Consider the following 16,520-nt stretch of genomic DNA (forward strand, 5'->3'; position numbering starts at 1 on the left):
CCCGGGGGGTCAGACCTCCAGGTCTTCCTCGATCTTCTTCAGCTGGTGCCGGGCCATCGCCAGGTTGGACCGGTTGATGTCCAGCACCAGGTAGAGGAAGAGGCCGTTGCCGCCCCGGCCCTTGATCAGCCGGATCAGGTGGTACTGGGAGGAGAGCGTGATCAGGATGTCCTCGATCTCGCCCTTGAGCCCCAGGTGCTCCATGGTGCGCATCTTGGCGCGGATCACGTCCGTGTTGCCGGCGGCGGCCACGTTCAGGTCGAAGGTCTTGCTGCCGCCCATCGTGCCCAGCGCCATGCCGGTGGTGTAGTCGACGAGCGCGACGCCGGTGGCACCCTCGATGGAGGTGAGGGCCTCTTTCAGCGCGGTTTCGGTGTTGGCCATGACTCTCTGTTTCCTTTCAACTCAACTGTCGGTTGCTGCGGTGCGCGCGTCGGTAGTGGTGCTGGTACGAGGCGTGCGCGTGGATCTGGTCCGTGTGGCTGCTGTGCGGGCGGGGCGCATGGCCTTGGCGGCGGCCTCGGCGGCGTCGACCAGCTCGCCGATCCGGGCGGCGGCCCGGCGGCCCTCCAGATGGAGCCGGCCGACGTTCACCCGGTCCTCGGCGAGCAGGGTGAGCACGGCGCTGCGGCCGGCCGCGTAGGTGGCGACATAGCCGTCCTCGCCGCGTACCAGCAGCTCCCTGAGCTCCCCCTTGCCGGTGGCGTCGGAGACCCGCACGGCGACGCCGAGCTCGGCCGCGGTGAGGGCGGCGAGTCCCTCCGGGTCGACGCCCGGGCAGTCGTGCGCGACGACCAGGCCGTCGACGCCGGCCGCGAGGGCGCCGGTGAGCTGGGGCATCCGGGTGCGTAACCGGCGTAGTTCGTCGAGGACGGCCTCTCTGCCGGAGCTGCCGGGTTCTGCCGCCATCAGCTGTCTCCTCTCGGCGGGGCGGTGCCGTTCAAAGGGCCTCCAGCGCATCCCTGAGCCTCTTCAGCAGCGCGATGTCGGGGTCGGTGACCGGGGGGAGCCGGGGCGGTGCGGCCGTGCTGCTCCTCGGGGCGAGGAGCCCGGCCGCCGCCAGCCGCCGTATGTCCACCAGCGTGTGGAAGGCCGGCCGGCCCAGCTCCCGGGCGATCTCCGGGGCCGTGCGGACGCCGTCCACCCGGCCCAGGACCGCCCGCTGGCGCTGGGTGACCGGCGGTGCCGCGACCGGGTCGGCACGGATCAGCGGGGTGCCGTCCGTCGACGGGTCGGGCCAGATCCGGTACAGCAGCTCGCGGCGGCGCAGGGTCTCGCGTTCCAGTGCGGCGGCGGGGACCGCCGGGAACGGGCCGGCGGCGGCCGGGTCGCCGTACCGGAACCGCCCCGGGGTGCTGCTGGGCGCGAGCGCGAAGAACCCGGCGTCGTACAGCGCGCCGAGGCGGCACAGTTCCAGGGCCCCCTTCGGCAGCAGACCGGCGTCGAGCAGCCGGTGCATCGCGGCGGGTATGTCGTCGGTCCAGGGCCAGACCGCCGCGTCGAGCGTGCCGTGGGCCGTGAGGAGCACGTCGAGGCCAGGGGCGAGCGGGCTCTCGGCGTGCACCACGCGGCCCTCGGCCAGGTGCAGGGTGCCGTGCTCGCGGACCAGGACACCGGTGGCCCGCTCCTCGGCGAGACGTATCAGCATCGGTGAGAGCGCGCCGGCCACTCCGTCGGGCGGGGCCGCCCGGTCCCGGACCGGCAGCGGCGGAGGTATGTCGACCACGGTCATCCCAGCACCAGCCGCTCGGCCATCTCGCCGAGCCGGATCCGGGCGAGGGCGAGATTGCCGTCCTCGCGGGCCAGCCACAGATGCAGGAACACCGTGGCGTCGAAGGACGTGACCACGAACCGCAGCAGGTGGTAGCTGTCCCGGTTGCTGACGATCAGGTCCTCCACCGGAGGGTTCACCTCGGTGTCGTCCTCCGTGCTGAACGCCCCGTGCTCGGCGGCCAGCCGGGCCAGCTCGGCGGCCTCCGCGGCGGTGGTCTCGTGGTCACCGCCGGGCGCCTCCCCGACCGTGCCCAGGGCCAGTCCGCTCGTCCAGTCGACCAACGCGGCCCCCCGGGCACCGGGCAGTCGCATCGCTTCCAGTAAGCACTCGTCGATTCCGGGCACCGTGGCTCCCCTCCCACCGCCTGGCTCTCCGGTTGAGTGACGCAGACACTACGCAACGTGTGCGACGGGAGGGATGCGTTTGGCATTTTCCAGTGGAACATGCTTACGGCAGGCTAGTGTTGGTCAACTGAGCTGCTTTTCGCACCAGTTGATCCCTCTGTCCCGGGTCCCTCAACGGCTTCCGGTTGCGCGCAGGGTGGTGAGCGCGTCGGCGTGCGCCCCTCCGGACTCGGCCACGATCTCCGCGACCGTCTGCGGCCGCCGTACGACGGCGAACGCCACGCCTCCGGCGCCGTCCGGGGCGAAGCCGTAAACCCCGGGCCGGACAAGGGAGTTGTAGGAGTAGTGGGTGCCGAAGTAGTACGCGCCGGTGTCCAGCGCGGCCGCGTAGTCCCCCTGCTCCAGCGCCGGGAGCGCGCGCCCCTCGGCGAGCAGATCGCCCGAGAAACAGGCCGGCCCCGCCACGTCCTGCACCACCGGCGGCCCCTCCTTGGGGCGCCCCTTGCCGTCGTACCCGGCGATCCTGAGCGGCCACGTCCCCGGCACGTACACCGTCCGCGCCGCCACCTGTACGCCCGCGTGCGTCACCGCGATCCGCCGTCCGCCGGAGCTCTTGGCGTACTCCACCCGGGCCACCACCGTGCCGTGCCGGGCCAGCAGCGACCGCCCGAACTCCGTCACCAGCCCGTACCGCCCGTCGAACAGCCCCGGCACCGCCTCCGCGAGCAGCCGCGCGTACTGCGCGTACGTCGGCTGCGTGACCTCCGACGCCAGGTTGACCGACAGCCCGCCGCCGATGTCGAGGGTGTCGATCTGCCGCCGCCCGATCCGCGCGTTGATCTCCTCGGCCAGCGCGTAGGTCTCCGCCACGCCCCGCGCCAGCAGCGACAGCGAGATCCCCTGCGAACCGATGTGCGCGTGCAGCCGCGTCAGCCACGGCCGCTCGCCGAACGCCCGCACGACCCACTCGCGCGCCCCCTCGTCCCGCAGCCCCACCCCGAACTTCGAGGTCGCCGTCGCCGTGGAGGTGGCGCCGATGCTCCCGGCCCCGATCTGCGGGTTCACCCGGATCCCGAGGGGTGAGCGGGGGAGGCCGCCCGCGGGTGCGCCGGTCACCAGGGCGTCGATCCTGGTCAGCTCCTGCGGGTTGTCCGCGTTCACGGCGACGCCCAGCGCCAGCGCCTCGCGCAGCTCCGCCTCGGTCTTGGCGGGGGCGTCGAACACCGTCCGCTCCACCGGCACCCCGGCCGCCCGCGCCAGGGCCAGCTCGCCCGCGCTGGCCACCTCGGCGCCGATGCCCTCCCCGGCCAGCAGCCGCACCACCGGCACCAGCGGGTTCGCCTTCACCGCGAAGGCGTGCAGGATCGGGGTGCCGGGCGCCGCGACCGCCTCGAACGCCCGGCGCAGCGCCGCCGCCGAGGCTCGGATGCCGGTCACGTCCAGCAGGCCTACGATCGGCGCGTCCGGCCCCAGCAGTCCCTGCTCCACCGCCGCCCGCACGGCGTCGTCCCGCCGCACCACCCGCTCGCTGTCGTCCACGCAACCGTCCCTGCCCACTTCGCCGCCCGTCCTGCCGTCCGCCACGTCGTCCCCCGACATGTCGTCGTCCGCACCCTTAAGGCCCATAAGTCCAGCGAAACACCCGGAACGCGGCCGCGCTGGCGGACCGATGTATTGACTAGTTCTATTCAGCGAGCCAGGATGTGAATAACCGAATAACCGCAGGAACACTTCACTGGCCGTCATTCGCTAGGAGGCAGACCATGTCAGGACCCCGCCCCGTACGAGCGCCGCGCGGTACGGAACTGAGCGCCCTGGGATGGCAGCAGGAAGCCGCCCTGCGGATGCTGCAGAACAACCTCGACCCCGAGGTCGCCGAGCACCCCGACAAGCTCGTCGTCTACGGCGGCACCGGCAAGGCCGCCCGCGACTGGCGCTCCTTCGACGCCATGGTCCGCACGCTGCGCACCCTCAAGCAGGACGAGACCATGCTGGTCCAGTCCGGCCGCCCGGTCGGCGTCATGCAGACCCACGAGTGGGCCCCGCGTGTCCTCATCGCCAACTCCAACCTGGTCGGCGACTGGGCCAACTGGGAGGAGTTCCGCCGCCTGGAGGCCCTCGGCCTGACCATGTACGGCCAGATGACCGCCGGCTCCTGGATCTACATCGGCACCCAGGGCATCCTCCAGGGCACCTACGAGACCTTCGCCGCCGTCGCCGCCAAGAAGTTCAACGGCACCCTCGCCGGGACCATCACCCTCACCGCCGGCCTCGGCGGCATGGGCGGCGCCCAGCCGCTCGCCGTCACCATGAACGACGGCGTCGCGATCTGTATCGACGTCGACCCGCGCGCCATCGAGCGCCGCATCGAGCACCGGTACCTGGACGTGAAGGCCGACTCGCTCGACCACGCGCTCCAGCTGGCGACCGAGGCCCGCGACGCCCGCCGCCCGCTCTCCGTCGGCGTCCTCGGCAACGCGGCCGAGCTGGTCCCGCAGCTGCTCGCGATGAACGCGCCCATCGACATCGTCACCGACCAGACCTCGGCGCACGACCCGCTGGCCTACCTGCCGGTGGGCGTGGCCTTCGAGGACATGGCGGACGCGGCCGCCAAGGACCCGGCGGGCTTCACGACCCGCGCCCGGGAGTCGATGGCCAAGCACGTCGAGGCCATGGTCGGCTTCATGGACGCCGGTGCCGAGGTCTTCGACTACGGCAACTCCATCCGCGGCGAGGCGCAGCTGGCGGGCTACGAGCGGGCGTTCGCCTTCCCCGGCTTCGTCCCCGCCTACATCCGCCCGCTCTTCTCCGAGGGCAAGGGCCCCTTCCGATGGGCGGCCCTGTCCGGTGAGGCCTCCGACATCGCCAAGACCGACAAGGCGATCCTCGACCTGTTCCCGGAGAACGAGTCCCTGCACCGCTGGATCAAGCTGGCCGGTGAGCGGGTCCACTTCCAGGGCCTGCCGGCGCGTATCTGCTGGCTCGGCTACGGCGAGCGGGACAAGGCAGGCGAGCGGTTCAACGACATGGTGGCGAGCGGCGAGCTGGCGGCGCCGCTGGCGATCGGCCGCGACCACCTGGACTGCGGCTCCGTGGCCTCGCCCTACCGCGAGACGGAGGCCATGCTGGACGGGTCCGACGCGATCGCCGACTGGCCGCTGCTGAACGCCATGGTGAACGTGGCCTCGGGTGCGTCCTGGGTCTCCATCCACCACGGCGGCGGGGTGGGGATGGGGCGGTCCATCCACGCGGGGCAGGTGACGGTGGCCGACGGTACGAAGCTCGCCGGCGAGAAGATCCGCCGGGTACTGACCAACGACCCCGGCATGGGTGTCATCCGGCACGTGGACGCCGGGTACGACATCGCGGAGTCGGTCGCCGACGAGCGGGGCGTGCGAGTGCCGATGCGTGAGGGCGACGACGCGTGAATCCTCGTGAGGGTGGACGTAGCGGCAGCGCTCCGGTGGGGGCCGAAGCCTCGTCGCCGAGCGCGGGGGCGGCTGGGCCCACCCGCCCCCACTCTCAACTTCGTTCGAGCGGGGGGACCCCCATCGCCCCGCGGAACGACTGCCCACAGCCCGGAGCGGTACGGCCCGGAGCGGCCCAGGCTGTACCGGCGCAGCCCGTGCAGCCGGTCGGCGGTGGCGGCTCCTTCCACGAGATGTGGCGGGAACTGCTTCCCGTCGGCCGCCATCCCGAGTCCCGCGGTTACCGGCGCTTCGCCTGGACCGGGGCCGATGCCGAGTGCCGCGCCTGGTTCAAGGAGCAGGCCGAGGCGCGTGGGCTGACGTACGAGGTCGACCGGAACGGGAACCAGTGGGCCTGGCTCGGCGACCCCGCCGCCGGGGACGCCGTCGTCACCGGGTCGCATCTGGACTCCGTCCCGGACGGCGGCGCCTTCGACGGCCCCCTGGGTGTCGTGTCCTCCTTCGCCGCGCTCGACGAACTGCGCCGCAGGGGAGCGGAGTTCACCAGGCCCCTCGCCCTCGTCAACTTCGGTGACGAGGAGGGTGCCCGGTTCGGGCTCGCCTGCGTCGGGTCACGGCTCACCGCCGGGCAGCTCACCGTCGAACAGGCGCACCGGCTGACCGACGGGGACGGGGTCACCCTGCCCCGGGCCATGGAGGCCGCCGGCTACGACCCCGACGCCATCGGCGCCGACCCCGAGCGGCTCGCCCGTATCGGTGCCTTCGTCGAGCTGCACGTCGAACAGGGCCGGGCGCTGGACCTGTCCGGTGACCGGGTCGGCGTCGCCAGTGCCATCTGGCCGCACGGCCGCTGGCGGTTCGACTTCCGGGGCGAGGCCAACCACGCCGGCACGACCCGGCTGGCCGACCGCCGCGACCCCATGCTGTCGTACGCCGAGACCGTGCTCGCCGCCCGCCGCGAGGCCGAACTCGCCGGTGCGGTCGCCACCTTCGGGAAGATCGCCGTCGAGCCGAACGGTGTCAACGCCATCCCCTCCCTGGTGCGCGGCTGGCTCGACTCGCGCGCCGCCGACCAGGCCACCCTCGACACCGTCGTCGGCGGCATCGAGAAGGCGGCCCGGGAGTACGCGCAGGCGCACGGCATCGACCTGGACGTGGTCCGGGAGTCCTTCACCCCGGTCGTCGAGTTCGACCACGCCCTGCGGGACGAACTCGGCCGCATCCTCGGCCGGGACACCGGTCTCACCGTGCCCGTCCTGGGTACCGGTGCCGGACACGACGCCGGGATCCTCTCCGGGAGCATCCCGACCGCCATGCTGTTCGTGCGCAACCCCAGCGGTGTCTCGCACTCCCCGGCCGAGTTCGCGGCCGAGGACGACTGCGTGGCCGGGGTGGGCGCGCTCGCCGACGTACTGGAAGGGCTGGCCTGCGGGTGACGACACGGACGACGTACTGGTTGGAGCACGCCTGGCTGGACACCTACGTCGAGCCCGGTGTCGCCGTGGAGGTGGCGGACGGCCGGATCACCGCCGTCCGCGCGGAGACCCCCACCCCGCCGCCGGGGGCCGAGATCCTGCGCGGTCTCACCCTCCCCGGCCTGGCCAACGCCCACTCGCACGCCTTCCACCGCGCCCTGCGCGGCACGGTCCAGGTCGGCTCCGGGACCTTCTGGACCTGGCGCGAGCTGATGTACTCCGTCGCCGACCGGCTGACCCCGGAGACGTATCACGCGCTCGCCCGCGCGGTGTACGCCGAGATGGCGCTCGCGGGCATCGCATGCGTCGGAGAGTTCCACTACGTCCACCACGCCCCCGGCGGCACCCCGTACGCCGACCCCAACGCCATGGGCGAGGCGCTGATCGCGGCCGCCGCCGACGCAGGTGTCCGCATCACCCTCCTCGACACCGCCTACCTCTCGGCAGGCTTCGGGGAGCCGCCCAACGCGCATCAGACGCGCTTCTCCGACGGCAGCGCGGAGGCCTGGGCCGAACGCTGTTCAGTTCTCAAGGAACGGGATCACGCGCGGATCGGGGCGGCCGTCCACTCCGTACGGGCCGTGCCCGCCGGCCAGCTGGCGACCGTGGCCCGCTGGGCCGAGGAGCGGCGGGCCCCGCTCCATGTGCACCTGTCCGAGCAGACGGCGGAGAACGACGCCTGCCTGGCCGCCCACGGCCGCACCCCCACCCGCCTGCTCGCCGACCACGGTGTCCTCGGCCCGCGCACCACGGGCGTCCACAACACCCACCTCACCGACGAGGACATCGCCCTGCTCGGCGGCTCCGGCACCGGCACCTGCATGTGCCCGACCACCGAGCGGGACCTGGCCGACGGCATCGGACCGGCCGCCGCCCTCCAGCGGGCGGGCTCGCCGCTCTCCCTCGGCTCCGACAGCCACGCCGTCATCGACCTGTTCGAGGAGGCGCGCGCGATGGAGCTGAACGAGCGGCTGCGCACTCGCACCCGGGGCCACTGGACGGCCGCCGCCCTGCTGCGCGCCGCCTCCGCCGACGGCCACGCCGCGCTCGGCTGGGAGGACGCCGGCACCATCGAGACCGGCATGCTCGCCGACCTGACGACGATCGCGCTGGACTCGGTCAGAACGGCGGGGCCGCTGCCCCGGCTGGGCGCCGAGACGGCCGTATTCGCCGCGACGGCAGCGGACGTACGGCACACGGTCGTGGGCGGACGGCACGTCGTACGAGACGGCGCGCACGCCCTCGTCCCCGATGTGCCACAGGCCCTCGCGCGGGCCGTGGAAGCCCTTCGCGCCTGACGGGCCGTCGAAGCACCCCGCGCCTGACGACCACCCACGAGGACACCATGAGCAGCAGCACCGTCATCACCAACATCGCCACGCTGGTCACCAACGACCCCTCCCTCGGTGACAACTCCCCTCTCGGTCTGATCCAGGACGCGGCCGTCGTCATCGACGGCGACCGGGTCGTGTGGACCGGTGAATCCAGCAAAGCACCCGCCACTGACAACCGGGTCGACGCGGGCGGCCGGGCGGTGCTGCCGGGCTTCGTGGACTCCCACTCCCACCTGCTCTTCGCGGGCGACCGCACCCAGGAGTTCAACGCCCGGATGTCCGGCCGCTCGTACACCGCGGGCGGCATCCGCACCACCGTCGCCGCCACCCGCGCCGCGACCGACGCGGAGCTGGAGGCGAACCTCACGCACTACCTCGCGGAGGCCCTCCGCCAGGGCACCACCACCTTCGAGACGAAGTCGGGCTACGGCCTGACGGTCGAGGACGAGGCGCGGGCCCTGCGCATCGCCGCCGCCCACACCGACGAGGTGACCTACCTCGGCGCCCACATCGTCTCCCCGGACTACGCCGACGATCCGGCCGCCTACGTCTCCCTGGTCACCGGCGATATGCTCGACGCCTGTGCCCCGTACGCCCGCTGGGTCGACGTCTTCTGCGAGAAGGGCGCCTTCGACGGCGACCAGGCCCGCGCGATCCTCACCGCGGGCAAGGCCAGGGGCCTGACCCCGCGCATCCACGCCAACCAGCTCTCCTACGGCCCCGGTGTGCAGCTGGCGGTGGAACTCGACGCGGCCAGCGCCGACCACTGCACCCACCTCACGGACGCCGACGTGGACGCGCTCGCGAACAGCGCGACGGTCGCCACCCTCCTGCCGGGCGCCGAGTTCTCCACCCGCGCCGAGTGGCCGGACGCCCGCAGGCTCCTCGACGCGGGCGTGACCGTGGCCCTGTCCACGGACTGCAACCCGGGTTCCTCCTTCACCTCCTCCGTCCCCTTCTGCATCGCCCTGGCCGTCCGGGACATGCGGATGACCCCCGACGAGGCGGTGTGGTCGGCGACTGCGGGCGGCGCGAAGGCCCTGCGCAGGGACGACATCGGCCGGCTCACCCGGGGCGCCTACGCCGACCTGACCCTGCTGGACGCCCCCAGCCACGTCCATCTGGCCTACCGGCCGGGTGTTCCGCTGGTCGCCGGGGTGTGGCGCAGGGGCGTCCGGGCCGTCGGCTGAGTCAGCTCGCCCCGGCCCGCCAGAGCTGGGCCTTGCCGTCGTTCACCGGGTCCAGGGAGAGCTGGTCGTCGCCGTTCGGGGTGAGGGCCGTCTCGATGGCGATCTCCGGGCGGATCTCGCCGTCGGAGACGACCGTGAAGCGCAGGTTGGCGCCGTGGTCGCCGTCCACCGACGAGCACTCCCAGATGCCGACGCCCTTGTCGACCGAACCCCGGCTGTCCAGGCAGAAGCCGGGGTCCGCGGCGGACTGCAGCACGCCCCGGTCCGTGTCGACCCGCCAGCGCTGGGTGGCGGAGCCGGAGCAGGCGGCCGTGACCACGTCGGTGCCGTTGTCGAAATCGCCGTCCCGGACGTCAAGACAGCGGCCGGTGGCGGCGTTCACGACCTGGGCGTAGCCGGCGCCCGGCGGCTTCGGGGCGGGCGAGGGGGCCGGCGACGCGGAGTGCGTCGGAGACGGGGCGGGCGACGCGGAGTGTGCCGGGGTCGGGCTGTGGGACGGCTTCGTGGGGGAGGGCGACGGGGCGACGGTCGCCGTCGCCGTCACGGTCACCTGGGGGGTGACGGGCGGTGCCGGGGTCGCGGCCGCCGGGGTCCGGGTGTGCCCGGCCGGGTGGTTCAGGAGCACCAGCAGCAGCGGTACGAGGGCCACGCCCAGCGCCGTGGAGGTCAGCAGGACGCGGCGGGACGGGGACCGGCGTCCACGCGCCGGGCCCGGCGCGGCGGCCGCCTCGGCCGGGGTCTCCTGCCGTACGTATCCCGTTCCGCTCCAGGGCAGCAGGCCCTCGGCCAGGGCCGTGCGCGGGTTGTCCCGGAGCGCGGTCAGGTCCTCGAACGCGGCCGTGCAGTGCGGGCAGTGGGCCATGTGCGCGTGCAGGTCGGCGCTGTGCCGGGGGTTGTCCGGGCGTACCGACTCCTCGATCAGCCGGCGGAAGTCCGCACAGCGCGGGTCGTCGGACGCGGCCAGGCGGCTGCGCAGACAGGCCTGTGCCAGCGACTGGAGCGCGGGCGGGGTGTCGTACCGGACGTCCTCGGGGGTCAGGCCGAGGTGGGTGGCGGTCCGGGCCGGGGGTTCCTGGTCCAGTACGCCGTACCAGAGCAGGCCCTGGGTGCGGGACGGCAGGGACTGGAACGCCGTGAGCAGCGGCGGGGCGGGCGGCTCGGGTGCGCCCGTCGAGTTCAGGACCAGGAGGAGGGTGGGGTCCAGGGCGGCGGAGCGTTCGTCGTGCGCCCACTCGGCGGCCAGGCGCGCGGTCAGCAGGAGCAGGTGGTGGCGCAGGGGGACGACCGGTTCGGCGCCGCGCGCGATGTCCCGGGCGACGGTGGTGAAGGTCTGCGCGGCGAGCCGGCGGGCCGCCGCGTCGCCGGCCGTGCAGAGCCGGGCGTAGCCGAGGACCGCGGGGTGGTGGCGGGCGCGCAGTTCCTGGAGGGCCGGGTAGGCGGTGGCCGCGGGCGTGCGCAGGAGTTCGGTCAGGCGTGCGTCCGGGGGTGGGTTGTCCTGGACCATGCTGCACCCCTTCGCGCCGGCCCGCCGTGGGCCCGTCCTTGCTGACGTACCGGCCAGTTTGGGGTGTGCGTGGGGCGCGAGGGAGGCCTTTGGCGAAAAGAGGCGGCCGGGAATCGCCCCTCCAGGGGGCACAGCGGCAGCACAGGGGCCGCACAGGGGGCGCGTGTCCGGCATACGGCTGCGGGCGCGTGGGACGACCGGTCCCCACGCGCCCGCAGCCGTACGACGACCCCGGCCGGTCACCGCCGCGGTCACTCGTCGAGCGTCAGTGCCTTCCGCAGCCGCACCAGCGTGCGGGACAGCAGCCGGGACACGTGCATCTGCGAGATGCCCAGTTCCTCGCCGATCTCCGACTGGGTCAGGCCGGCGACGAAGCGCAGCGAGAGGATCTTCCGGTCCCTGGACGGGAGTTCGGCGATCAGCGGCTTCAGGGACTCGATGTACTCGATGCCCTCGAGACCGTGGTCCTCGTAGCCGATGCGGTCCGCCAGGGCGCCCTCGGAGTCGTCCTCGTCCGGCTGTGCGTCCAGGGAGGAGGCGGTGTAGGCGTTGGAGGCGGCCATGCCCTCGACGACCTCGTCGTTCGAGAGGCCGAGGCGCTCCGCCAGTTCCGCGACCGTGGGGGCGCGGTCCAGCTTCTGGGCCAGCTCGTCGCCCGCCTTGGCGAGGTCGAGACGGAGCTCCTGGAGACGGCGCGGGACCCGCACCGACCACGACGTGTCGCGGAAGAAGCGCTTGATCTCGCCGATGATGGTAGGCATCGCGAAGGTGGGGAACTCGACACCGCGGGAGAGCTCGAAGCGGTCGATCGCCTTGATCAGGCCGATCGTGCCGACCTGGATGATGTCCTCCATGGGCTCGCTGCGGGAGCGGAACCGGGAGGCGGCGAACTTGACGAGCGCGAGGTTCAGCTCGACGAGCGTGTTGCGTACGTACGAGTACTCGTGCGTGCCTTCCTCCAGCGACTCCAGCCGCTCGAAGAGGGTCTTGGACAGGGCGCGCGCGTCGACCGCGTCGACCTCGTCGTACGGGGGGATCTCGGGGAGGTCGAGCCCCGCGACGGATCCCTCGATGGCATCCAGTTGTTCCGGTGGGGGTGTCGACGTCGCCGTCCGGGTATGCGATGCGTCGAGCCGGGGTGACATGGTGTCCTCCATCGTTCTCGGCATAAGGCTGCCGAAGCCGTGCGTGCACTGCGGAGTGCGGCGCCTCCAAAGCCGGCCGTGTCGGTTCAGGTGTCTCTACTAGCCCTACCCGCTTCGACGAGTCACTCGCAAGTCCGTTCTATTAGCATTTGTCCGATTGTGCGAGGTTGTTCGGGTGTCGGAGTGCGTGGAGAAGGCGTAATGTTCGAGGGCGTCGACACGGCGTTCGGCGGACATCGGTGGGCATCGTCAGACATCGGTCAGACGGTGGCAAAAGCGTCACGACCTCGGGAGAGAGACGGCAATGGACCACGGGACGGTCGGCAGCGCACAGTCGGGCCGGCTGCTGGTGGAGGTGCGGGAAGAGGGCCCCAGCGCCGTCGTGATTCCGGCGGGTGAGCTCGATCACCACACCGCCGATCTACTGCGCGAGCCGCTCGACGATCTCCTCGACAAGGGGTTCTCGCGCCTTGTCGTCGACTGCTCACGCCTTGAGTTCTGCGACTCCACCGGGCTGAACGTGCTGCTCGGCGCCCGACTGCGGGCCGATGCCGCCGGCGGCGGGGTGCACCTCGCCGGGATGCTGCCCGTCGTCGCTCGGGTGTTCGAGATCACGGGGGCGGAGGCGGTCTTCACCGTCCATGACTCCGTCGAGGCGGCCCTGGCCGACGGCGCCGGCGAGACCGGCGCGAGCGGCGACGAGAGCTGAGTTCCGGCCCGGTGTTCGCAACCAGGGGGTGTCCCGGCGGATCGCCCGGGCAGGAGAGATCTGTCGGCGGTCGTCCCGGCCCCGGTTGAGTAGGCCCTACCGACGGGCCCGTACGAAGTGCAGCAACGCGAGTTTATGAATCGTGAACCGGTGAAACGGTGAGGTGAAGCGCTGATGAGCACCACCCGGCCTTACCCGCCGGGCGACCGCGGCCCGGAGACCAGCGGCGTCTCCGGGATGTCCGAGGCGGCGGCGTCCGACGTGCCGTCCGCCTCGTCGGGGGGTCGTCAGGTCCGCAGGCTGCGCCTCGCCGGCGAGAGCGGGGTGGTTCCGCTCGCCCGCGACTTCGCCCGGCAGGCGCTGTACGCGTGGGGCTGGCTGCCCGCCGCGTCCGCCGACCGCAGGGCCGCCGCCGAGGACGTACTGCTTGTCGTCTCCGAGCTCGTCACCAACGCGTGCCTGCACGCGGAGGGGCCGGACGAGTTGGTCCTGGCCTGCGACAACAAGGTGATCCGGGTGGAGGTGTCCGACCGGGGGGCCGGGCAGCCGTCGCCGCGGACCCCGCACCGGGCGGGACGGCCGGGAGGGCACGGGATGTTCATCGTGCAGCGGCTGTGCCTGGACTGGGGGGTCGTCCGGGCGTCCGGGGAGACCGGGAAGACGGTCTGGGCGGAGCTGGGGGCGCCGGCGTAGGGGGCGGCGTGCGCCCGAGAGGGTGCCGCGTGATGTCCGGTGGCGACCGCGGGTTGATCGTGGTCGCTCGCGCCCGCGCGGCGGAGCCGCGAATCGGCAGAGCCCCGCGCCCCTGAGGGGCGCTTCGGCTGACGGGATCGATTCCCCCGCGCCCCTCACGGGGCACTCACACTTCCGCCACGCCCTTTCTCTTCCCTCCTCATGGGCCCCGGCGTACCTTGACGGCCGAATCTGATACCTCGTCAGTAGCGAATGGGGTGGACCGACCGTGTCGTCGTACCCGAAACGCACCGCCGTGCTCGCGTCCGCCGCCGCCCTCGCCGGCTCGGCGGTGCTGCTCACCGCCCCGGCGGCGCACGCCACCGTCGTCGACGTCAACTACGCCTGCAAGACGCCGATCGGCGACAAGAGCGCCGTCTCCCCGATCGACATCAAGGGCGTCCGGAGCGGCAGCGGTTACAAGATCACGATGTCCTGGCAGAAGGGCGTCTCCTCCAGCCCGGTCGAACTCGGCAAGGGCGCGATGAACCCGAGCGCCACCATCAAGCTGGGCGGCGCCGACAGCGGGACCCTGAACGTGACCGGCTCGCCCAACCAGGCCGCGATACCCGCCAACACCCCCATCAAGATCAACGACTTGAGCGGCACCTACACGCCGGAGAAGAACGGCAAGGTGACCTTCACGGCGGGCATCCTCACCATCAAGGCGCTCGGCACGACGACGACCTGCACCCCCACCAACAACCCCGGCCCGTCCCTGACCCTGGACGTGAGCGCCGCGGGCGGGGGCGGCTCGACCGGCTCCGGCTCGTCGTCCGGCGGCACCGGCGCCGACTCCGCGGGCACCCTCCCGAAGACCGGTCCCGAGGACTCGTTCGTCGCGCTCGGCACCCTCGGCGGCACCGTGCTGCTCGCGGGCGCGGCCGGCGCCCTCTGGCTGACCCGGCGGAACCAGCCCGTACGCCGCTGACCCTCGGGGTCCGACCGCCGGAGCCGCCCATGCCGTCCGCCCAGTCCGTCACCCGTGTGCTCGGCCTCGCCGCGCTGACCCTGCTCGCCACCGCCCCGCGCGCGGCGGCGGCCGGCGGCTGGTCACTCGCGCCCGCGGGCGGCGGCCGCCCGTCCTTCTACGCCGAGGGCACCCCCGGGGCCGTCCTCCAGGACACCGTGTCGGTGACCAACCGCGGCGGACACCCCGTCACGGTAAGGCTGTCCGGCACCGGCGTCCCCGTCACCTTCGCCGGGCCGAGCGTCCGGGTGCCCGCGCGCACCCGGGCCGACGTCCCTTTCACGGTGACCGTCCCGGCCGGTGCCGCCCCCGGCGACCTCCCCGGCGCGCTCGTCGCCAAGGACACCGACGGCCGCACCGCCACCGTCCGGGTCCGGCTGCGCGTCGGCGGCCCCACCCTGACCGCGCTGACCGTCGAACATGTCGCCGTCCACGGTGACCGCATCACCTACGAGCTGGTCAACCGGGGTACGACCGTCCTCGTGCCGAAGCTCGCGGTGCACGCGGACGGGGTCTTCGGCCGGGACCTCCTCGACCGGGCCCCGCGCACCCTCCCGGTCCGCCTCGCCCCCGGCAGCCGCACCGAACTCGCCGAGCCCTGGCCAGACCACCCCGCCCTGGACGCGGTCGACGTCCGGCTGACGGCGACGGCGGCCGGCGGCGCGCACGACACGGCGGACGCCCGGGCGCGGTTCGTGCCCTGGGGCGCGGTCGCGGGGATCGCGGGCGCGCCGGCGGCGGCGGCGGCCGCCGCCGTGACGGTCGTACGACTGCGCAGGCGCCGGGCCGGCCAGGCGGCGACCGAACCCCTGCCCATGGAGGCCGAGTTGACGGGAGCGGCGAGGTGAGAGCGCGTGCGATCGCGATATCGACGGCGCTGGCGGCGGTGTTCGCACTGCTCCTGACGCCCCTGGCCGCGGCCGCCGGCGGGCCGGCCGTGAAGGTCTCCGAGGCACAGGCAGGCACCGGCGGGTCCATCACCGTCAGCGGCACCGGCTGGCGGCCGCACACCCTGCTGATGATGCTGATCTGCGGCCTGGCCACCCCCGCCCGGGGCGTGATCGGCGGCACCAACTCCTGCGCCAACGCCGACGGGCGCGCCGTCACCACCGACGCGAAGGGTGGCTTCGGCAAGCAGCTCCCGGTCGCCGAGCCACCGGTGCCCTGCCCCTGCGTGGTGCACGTGGCCACCGTGACCGGCGCGAAGGCCGACGCGGACGCCGTCTTCCAGGTCGGCGGGCACCCCGTGAAGGCGCTGCCCGCCGAGCCCACCGGCGGCCGTCTCGCGATGCTCACCGACACCCGCCTCGACGGCTCCTCGTCCCTGCTGACCTGGTTCGGCGCGCCACCCTCCCGCACCCTCGTCTTCACCATCGGCAACGCGGGCGCCACCACACTCAAGGATCCCGTCTTCCAAGTCGGCGCCGCGCACGGTGTGTTCGCCCCGCAGTGGGACGAGCAGCAGTGGCGCGGCACCCTGGCACCCGGCAAGAAGGCGCAGATCAAGCTGCCCGTCGAACTCTCCGCCGGGGCGCACGGCGACTACACCGTCTCCCTCAGGTACGACGGCAAGGTCCTCGCCGAACAGCCCTGGGGCGTCGGCCGCCCCTGGGGCGTGACCCTGTTCTGGCTCCTGCTCTGCGTGGTCGTACCGGCCGCCGTCTTCCGCATCGGCATGGCGGTGGTCGACCGGGTGCGGCCGCCCCGCGCGGGCGGCATCCGCCACCGGGGCGTGCACCGCCCGACCCTGCGCCTGCCCCGCCTGCGCGCGCCGGAGCCCGCGCCCGACACGACCTCGACCCTGCCGTGGTTCACCCCGGACAACGATCCGGGCACGGCGGCCGGTCGGCTCTCCGCACCGCACGACGACAGTTCCACGAGTCCCACGACTCCCACCAGGAAGGGAACCACGTGA

The 16,520-nt window shown here is 73.1% G+C and carries 16 protein-coding genes; 9 read left to right on the forward strand and 7 right to left on the reverse strand.

Going from position 1 to position 16,520, the window contains the following annotated elements; all coding sequences use genetic code 11:
- Positions 1 to 9: 9 nt before the first annotated feature.
- The 5 genes from ACWDGI_RS33775 to ACWDGI_RS33795 all read right to left on the reverse strand — a co-directional run bounded on the left by ACWDGI_RS33775 (position 10) and on the right by ACWDGI_RS33795 (position 3,717).
- On the reverse strand, positions 10 to 384 hold the full coding sequence (locus ACWDGI_RS33775) for a roadblock/LC7 domain-containing protein (protein WP_362729318.1): 375 nt from the start codon (positions 382 to 384) through the stop codon (positions 10 to 12).
- Between the two features lie 21 nt (positions 385 to 405).
- Positions 406 to 909, reverse strand: a complete 504-nt coding sequence (locus tag ACWDGI_RS33780; protein WP_450765633.1) for a roadblock/LC7 domain-containing protein — start codon at positions 907 to 909, stop codon at positions 406 to 408.
- 31 nt (positions 910 to 940) lie between these two features.
- Entirely contained in the window at positions 941 to 1,732 is a 792-nt protein-coding gene (locus tag ACWDGI_RS33785) for a transcriptional regulator (RefSeq protein ID WP_450765635.1), read from the reverse strand.
- The gene (locus ACWDGI_RS33790; RefSeq protein ID WP_360495101.1) at positions 1,729 to 2,118 is read right to left on the reverse strand and encodes a hypothetical protein; all 390 of its coding nucleotides are present in this window, start codon (positions 2,116 to 2,118) and stop codon (positions 1,729 to 1,731) included. The genes ACWDGI_RS33785 and ACWDGI_RS33790 overlap by 4 nt, the downstream gene beginning before the upstream one ends.
- A 171-nt stretch (positions 2,119 to 2,289) precedes the next feature.
- Positions 2,290 to 3,717, reverse strand: coding sequence for a diaminopimelate decarboxylase (locus tag ACWDGI_RS33795; protein ID WP_450765637.1), 1,428 nt, complete (start codon positions 3,715 to 3,717; stop codon positions 2,290 to 2,292).
- Between the two features lie 164 nt (positions 3,718 to 3,881).
- Between ACWDGI_RS33795 and hutU the strand changes: the two genes are divergently transcribed.
- The 4 genes from hutU to hutI all read left to right on the forward strand — a co-directional run bounded on the left by hutU (position 3,882) and on the right by hutI (position 9,545).
- On the forward strand, positions 3,882 to 5,546 hold the full coding sequence (gene hutU / locus ACWDGI_RS33800; protein ID WP_450765639.1) for a urocanate hydratase: 1,665 nt from the start codon (positions 3,882 to 3,884) through the stop codon (positions 5,544 to 5,546).
- A 233-nt stretch (positions 5,547 to 5,779) separates the two neighbouring features.
- Positions 5,780 to 6,982 (forward strand): allantoate amidohydrolase, encoded by a 1,203-nt coding sequence (locus tag ACWDGI_RS33805; protein ID WP_450765752.1) that lies wholly within the window; start codon positions 5,780 to 5,782, stop codon positions 6,980 to 6,982.
- Complete coding sequence (locus tag ACWDGI_RS33810) at positions 6,973 to 8,319, forward strand: formimidoylglutamate deiminase (RefSeq protein WP_450765754.1); 1,347 nt, start codon at positions 6,973 to 6,975, stop codon at positions 8,317 to 8,319. The genes ACWDGI_RS33805 and ACWDGI_RS33810 overlap by 10 nt, the downstream gene beginning before the upstream one ends.
- 47 nt (positions 8,320 to 8,366) lie before the next feature.
- Positions 8,367 to 9,545: an imidazolonepropionase gene (gene hutI / locus ACWDGI_RS33815; RefSeq protein WP_450765641.1), complete on the forward strand. Its 1,179-nt coding sequence runs from the start codon at positions 8,367 to 8,369 to the stop codon at positions 9,543 to 9,545.
- Position 9,546: 1 nt separating this feature from the next.
- On the opposite strand, the gene ACWDGI_RS33820 is transcribed toward hutI, so the two are convergent.
- Both ACWDGI_RS33820 and ACWDGI_RS33825 read right to left on the reverse strand, forming a co-directional pair.
- Entirely contained in the window at positions 9,547 to 11,049 is a 1,503-nt protein-coding gene (locus ACWDGI_RS33820) for an RICIN domain-containing protein (protein ID WP_450765643.1), read from the reverse strand.
- A gap of 251 nt (positions 11,050 to 11,300) precedes the next feature.
- Positions 11,301 to 12,194, reverse strand: a complete 894-nt coding sequence (locus ACWDGI_RS33825) for an RNA polymerase sigma factor SigF (protein ID WP_450765645.1) — start codon at positions 12,192 to 12,194, stop codon at positions 11,301 to 11,303.
- Positions 12,195 to 12,498: 304 nt separating this feature from the next.
- On the opposite strand from ACWDGI_RS33825, the gene ACWDGI_RS33830 reads away from it, so the two are divergent.
- The 5 genes from ACWDGI_RS33830 to ACWDGI_RS33850 all read left to right on the forward strand — a co-directional run bounded on the left by ACWDGI_RS33830 (position 12,499) and on the right by ACWDGI_RS33850 (position 16,520).
- Positions 12,499 to 12,903: an STAS domain-containing protein gene (locus ACWDGI_RS33830; RefSeq protein WP_450765647.1), complete on the forward strand. Its 405-nt coding sequence runs from the start codon at positions 12,499 to 12,501 to the stop codon at positions 12,901 to 12,903.
- A gap of 174 nt (positions 12,904 to 13,077) precedes the next feature.
- Positions 13,078 to 13,596, forward strand: a complete 519-nt coding sequence (locus tag ACWDGI_RS33835; RefSeq protein ID WP_450765649.1) for an ATP-binding protein — start codon at positions 13,078 to 13,080, stop codon at positions 13,594 to 13,596.
- A 268-nt stretch (positions 13,597 to 13,864) separates the two neighbouring features.
- A complete protein-coding gene (locus ACWDGI_RS33840) occupies positions 13,865 to 14,566 on the forward strand; it encodes an LPXTG cell wall anchor domain-containing protein (RefSeq protein WP_450765650.1) in 702 nt (233 codons plus the stop codon).
- A 29-nt stretch (positions 14,567 to 14,595) separates the two neighbouring features.
- Entirely contained in the window at positions 14,596 to 15,453 is an 858-nt protein-coding gene (locus ACWDGI_RS33845) for a hypothetical protein (protein WP_450765652.1), read from the forward strand.
- Positions 15,450 to 16,520 carry a hypothetical protein gene (locus ACWDGI_RS33850; RefSeq protein WP_450765653.1) on the forward strand — a complete coding sequence of 357 codons (1,071 nt, stop codon included), beginning with the start codon at positions 15,450 to 15,452 and terminating at the stop codon, positions 16,518 to 16,520. Before ACWDGI_RS33845 ends, ACWDGI_RS33850 begins: the two co-directional genes overlap by 4 nt.

It is taken from the genome of Streptomyces sp. NPDC001220 (assembly GCF_053597895.1).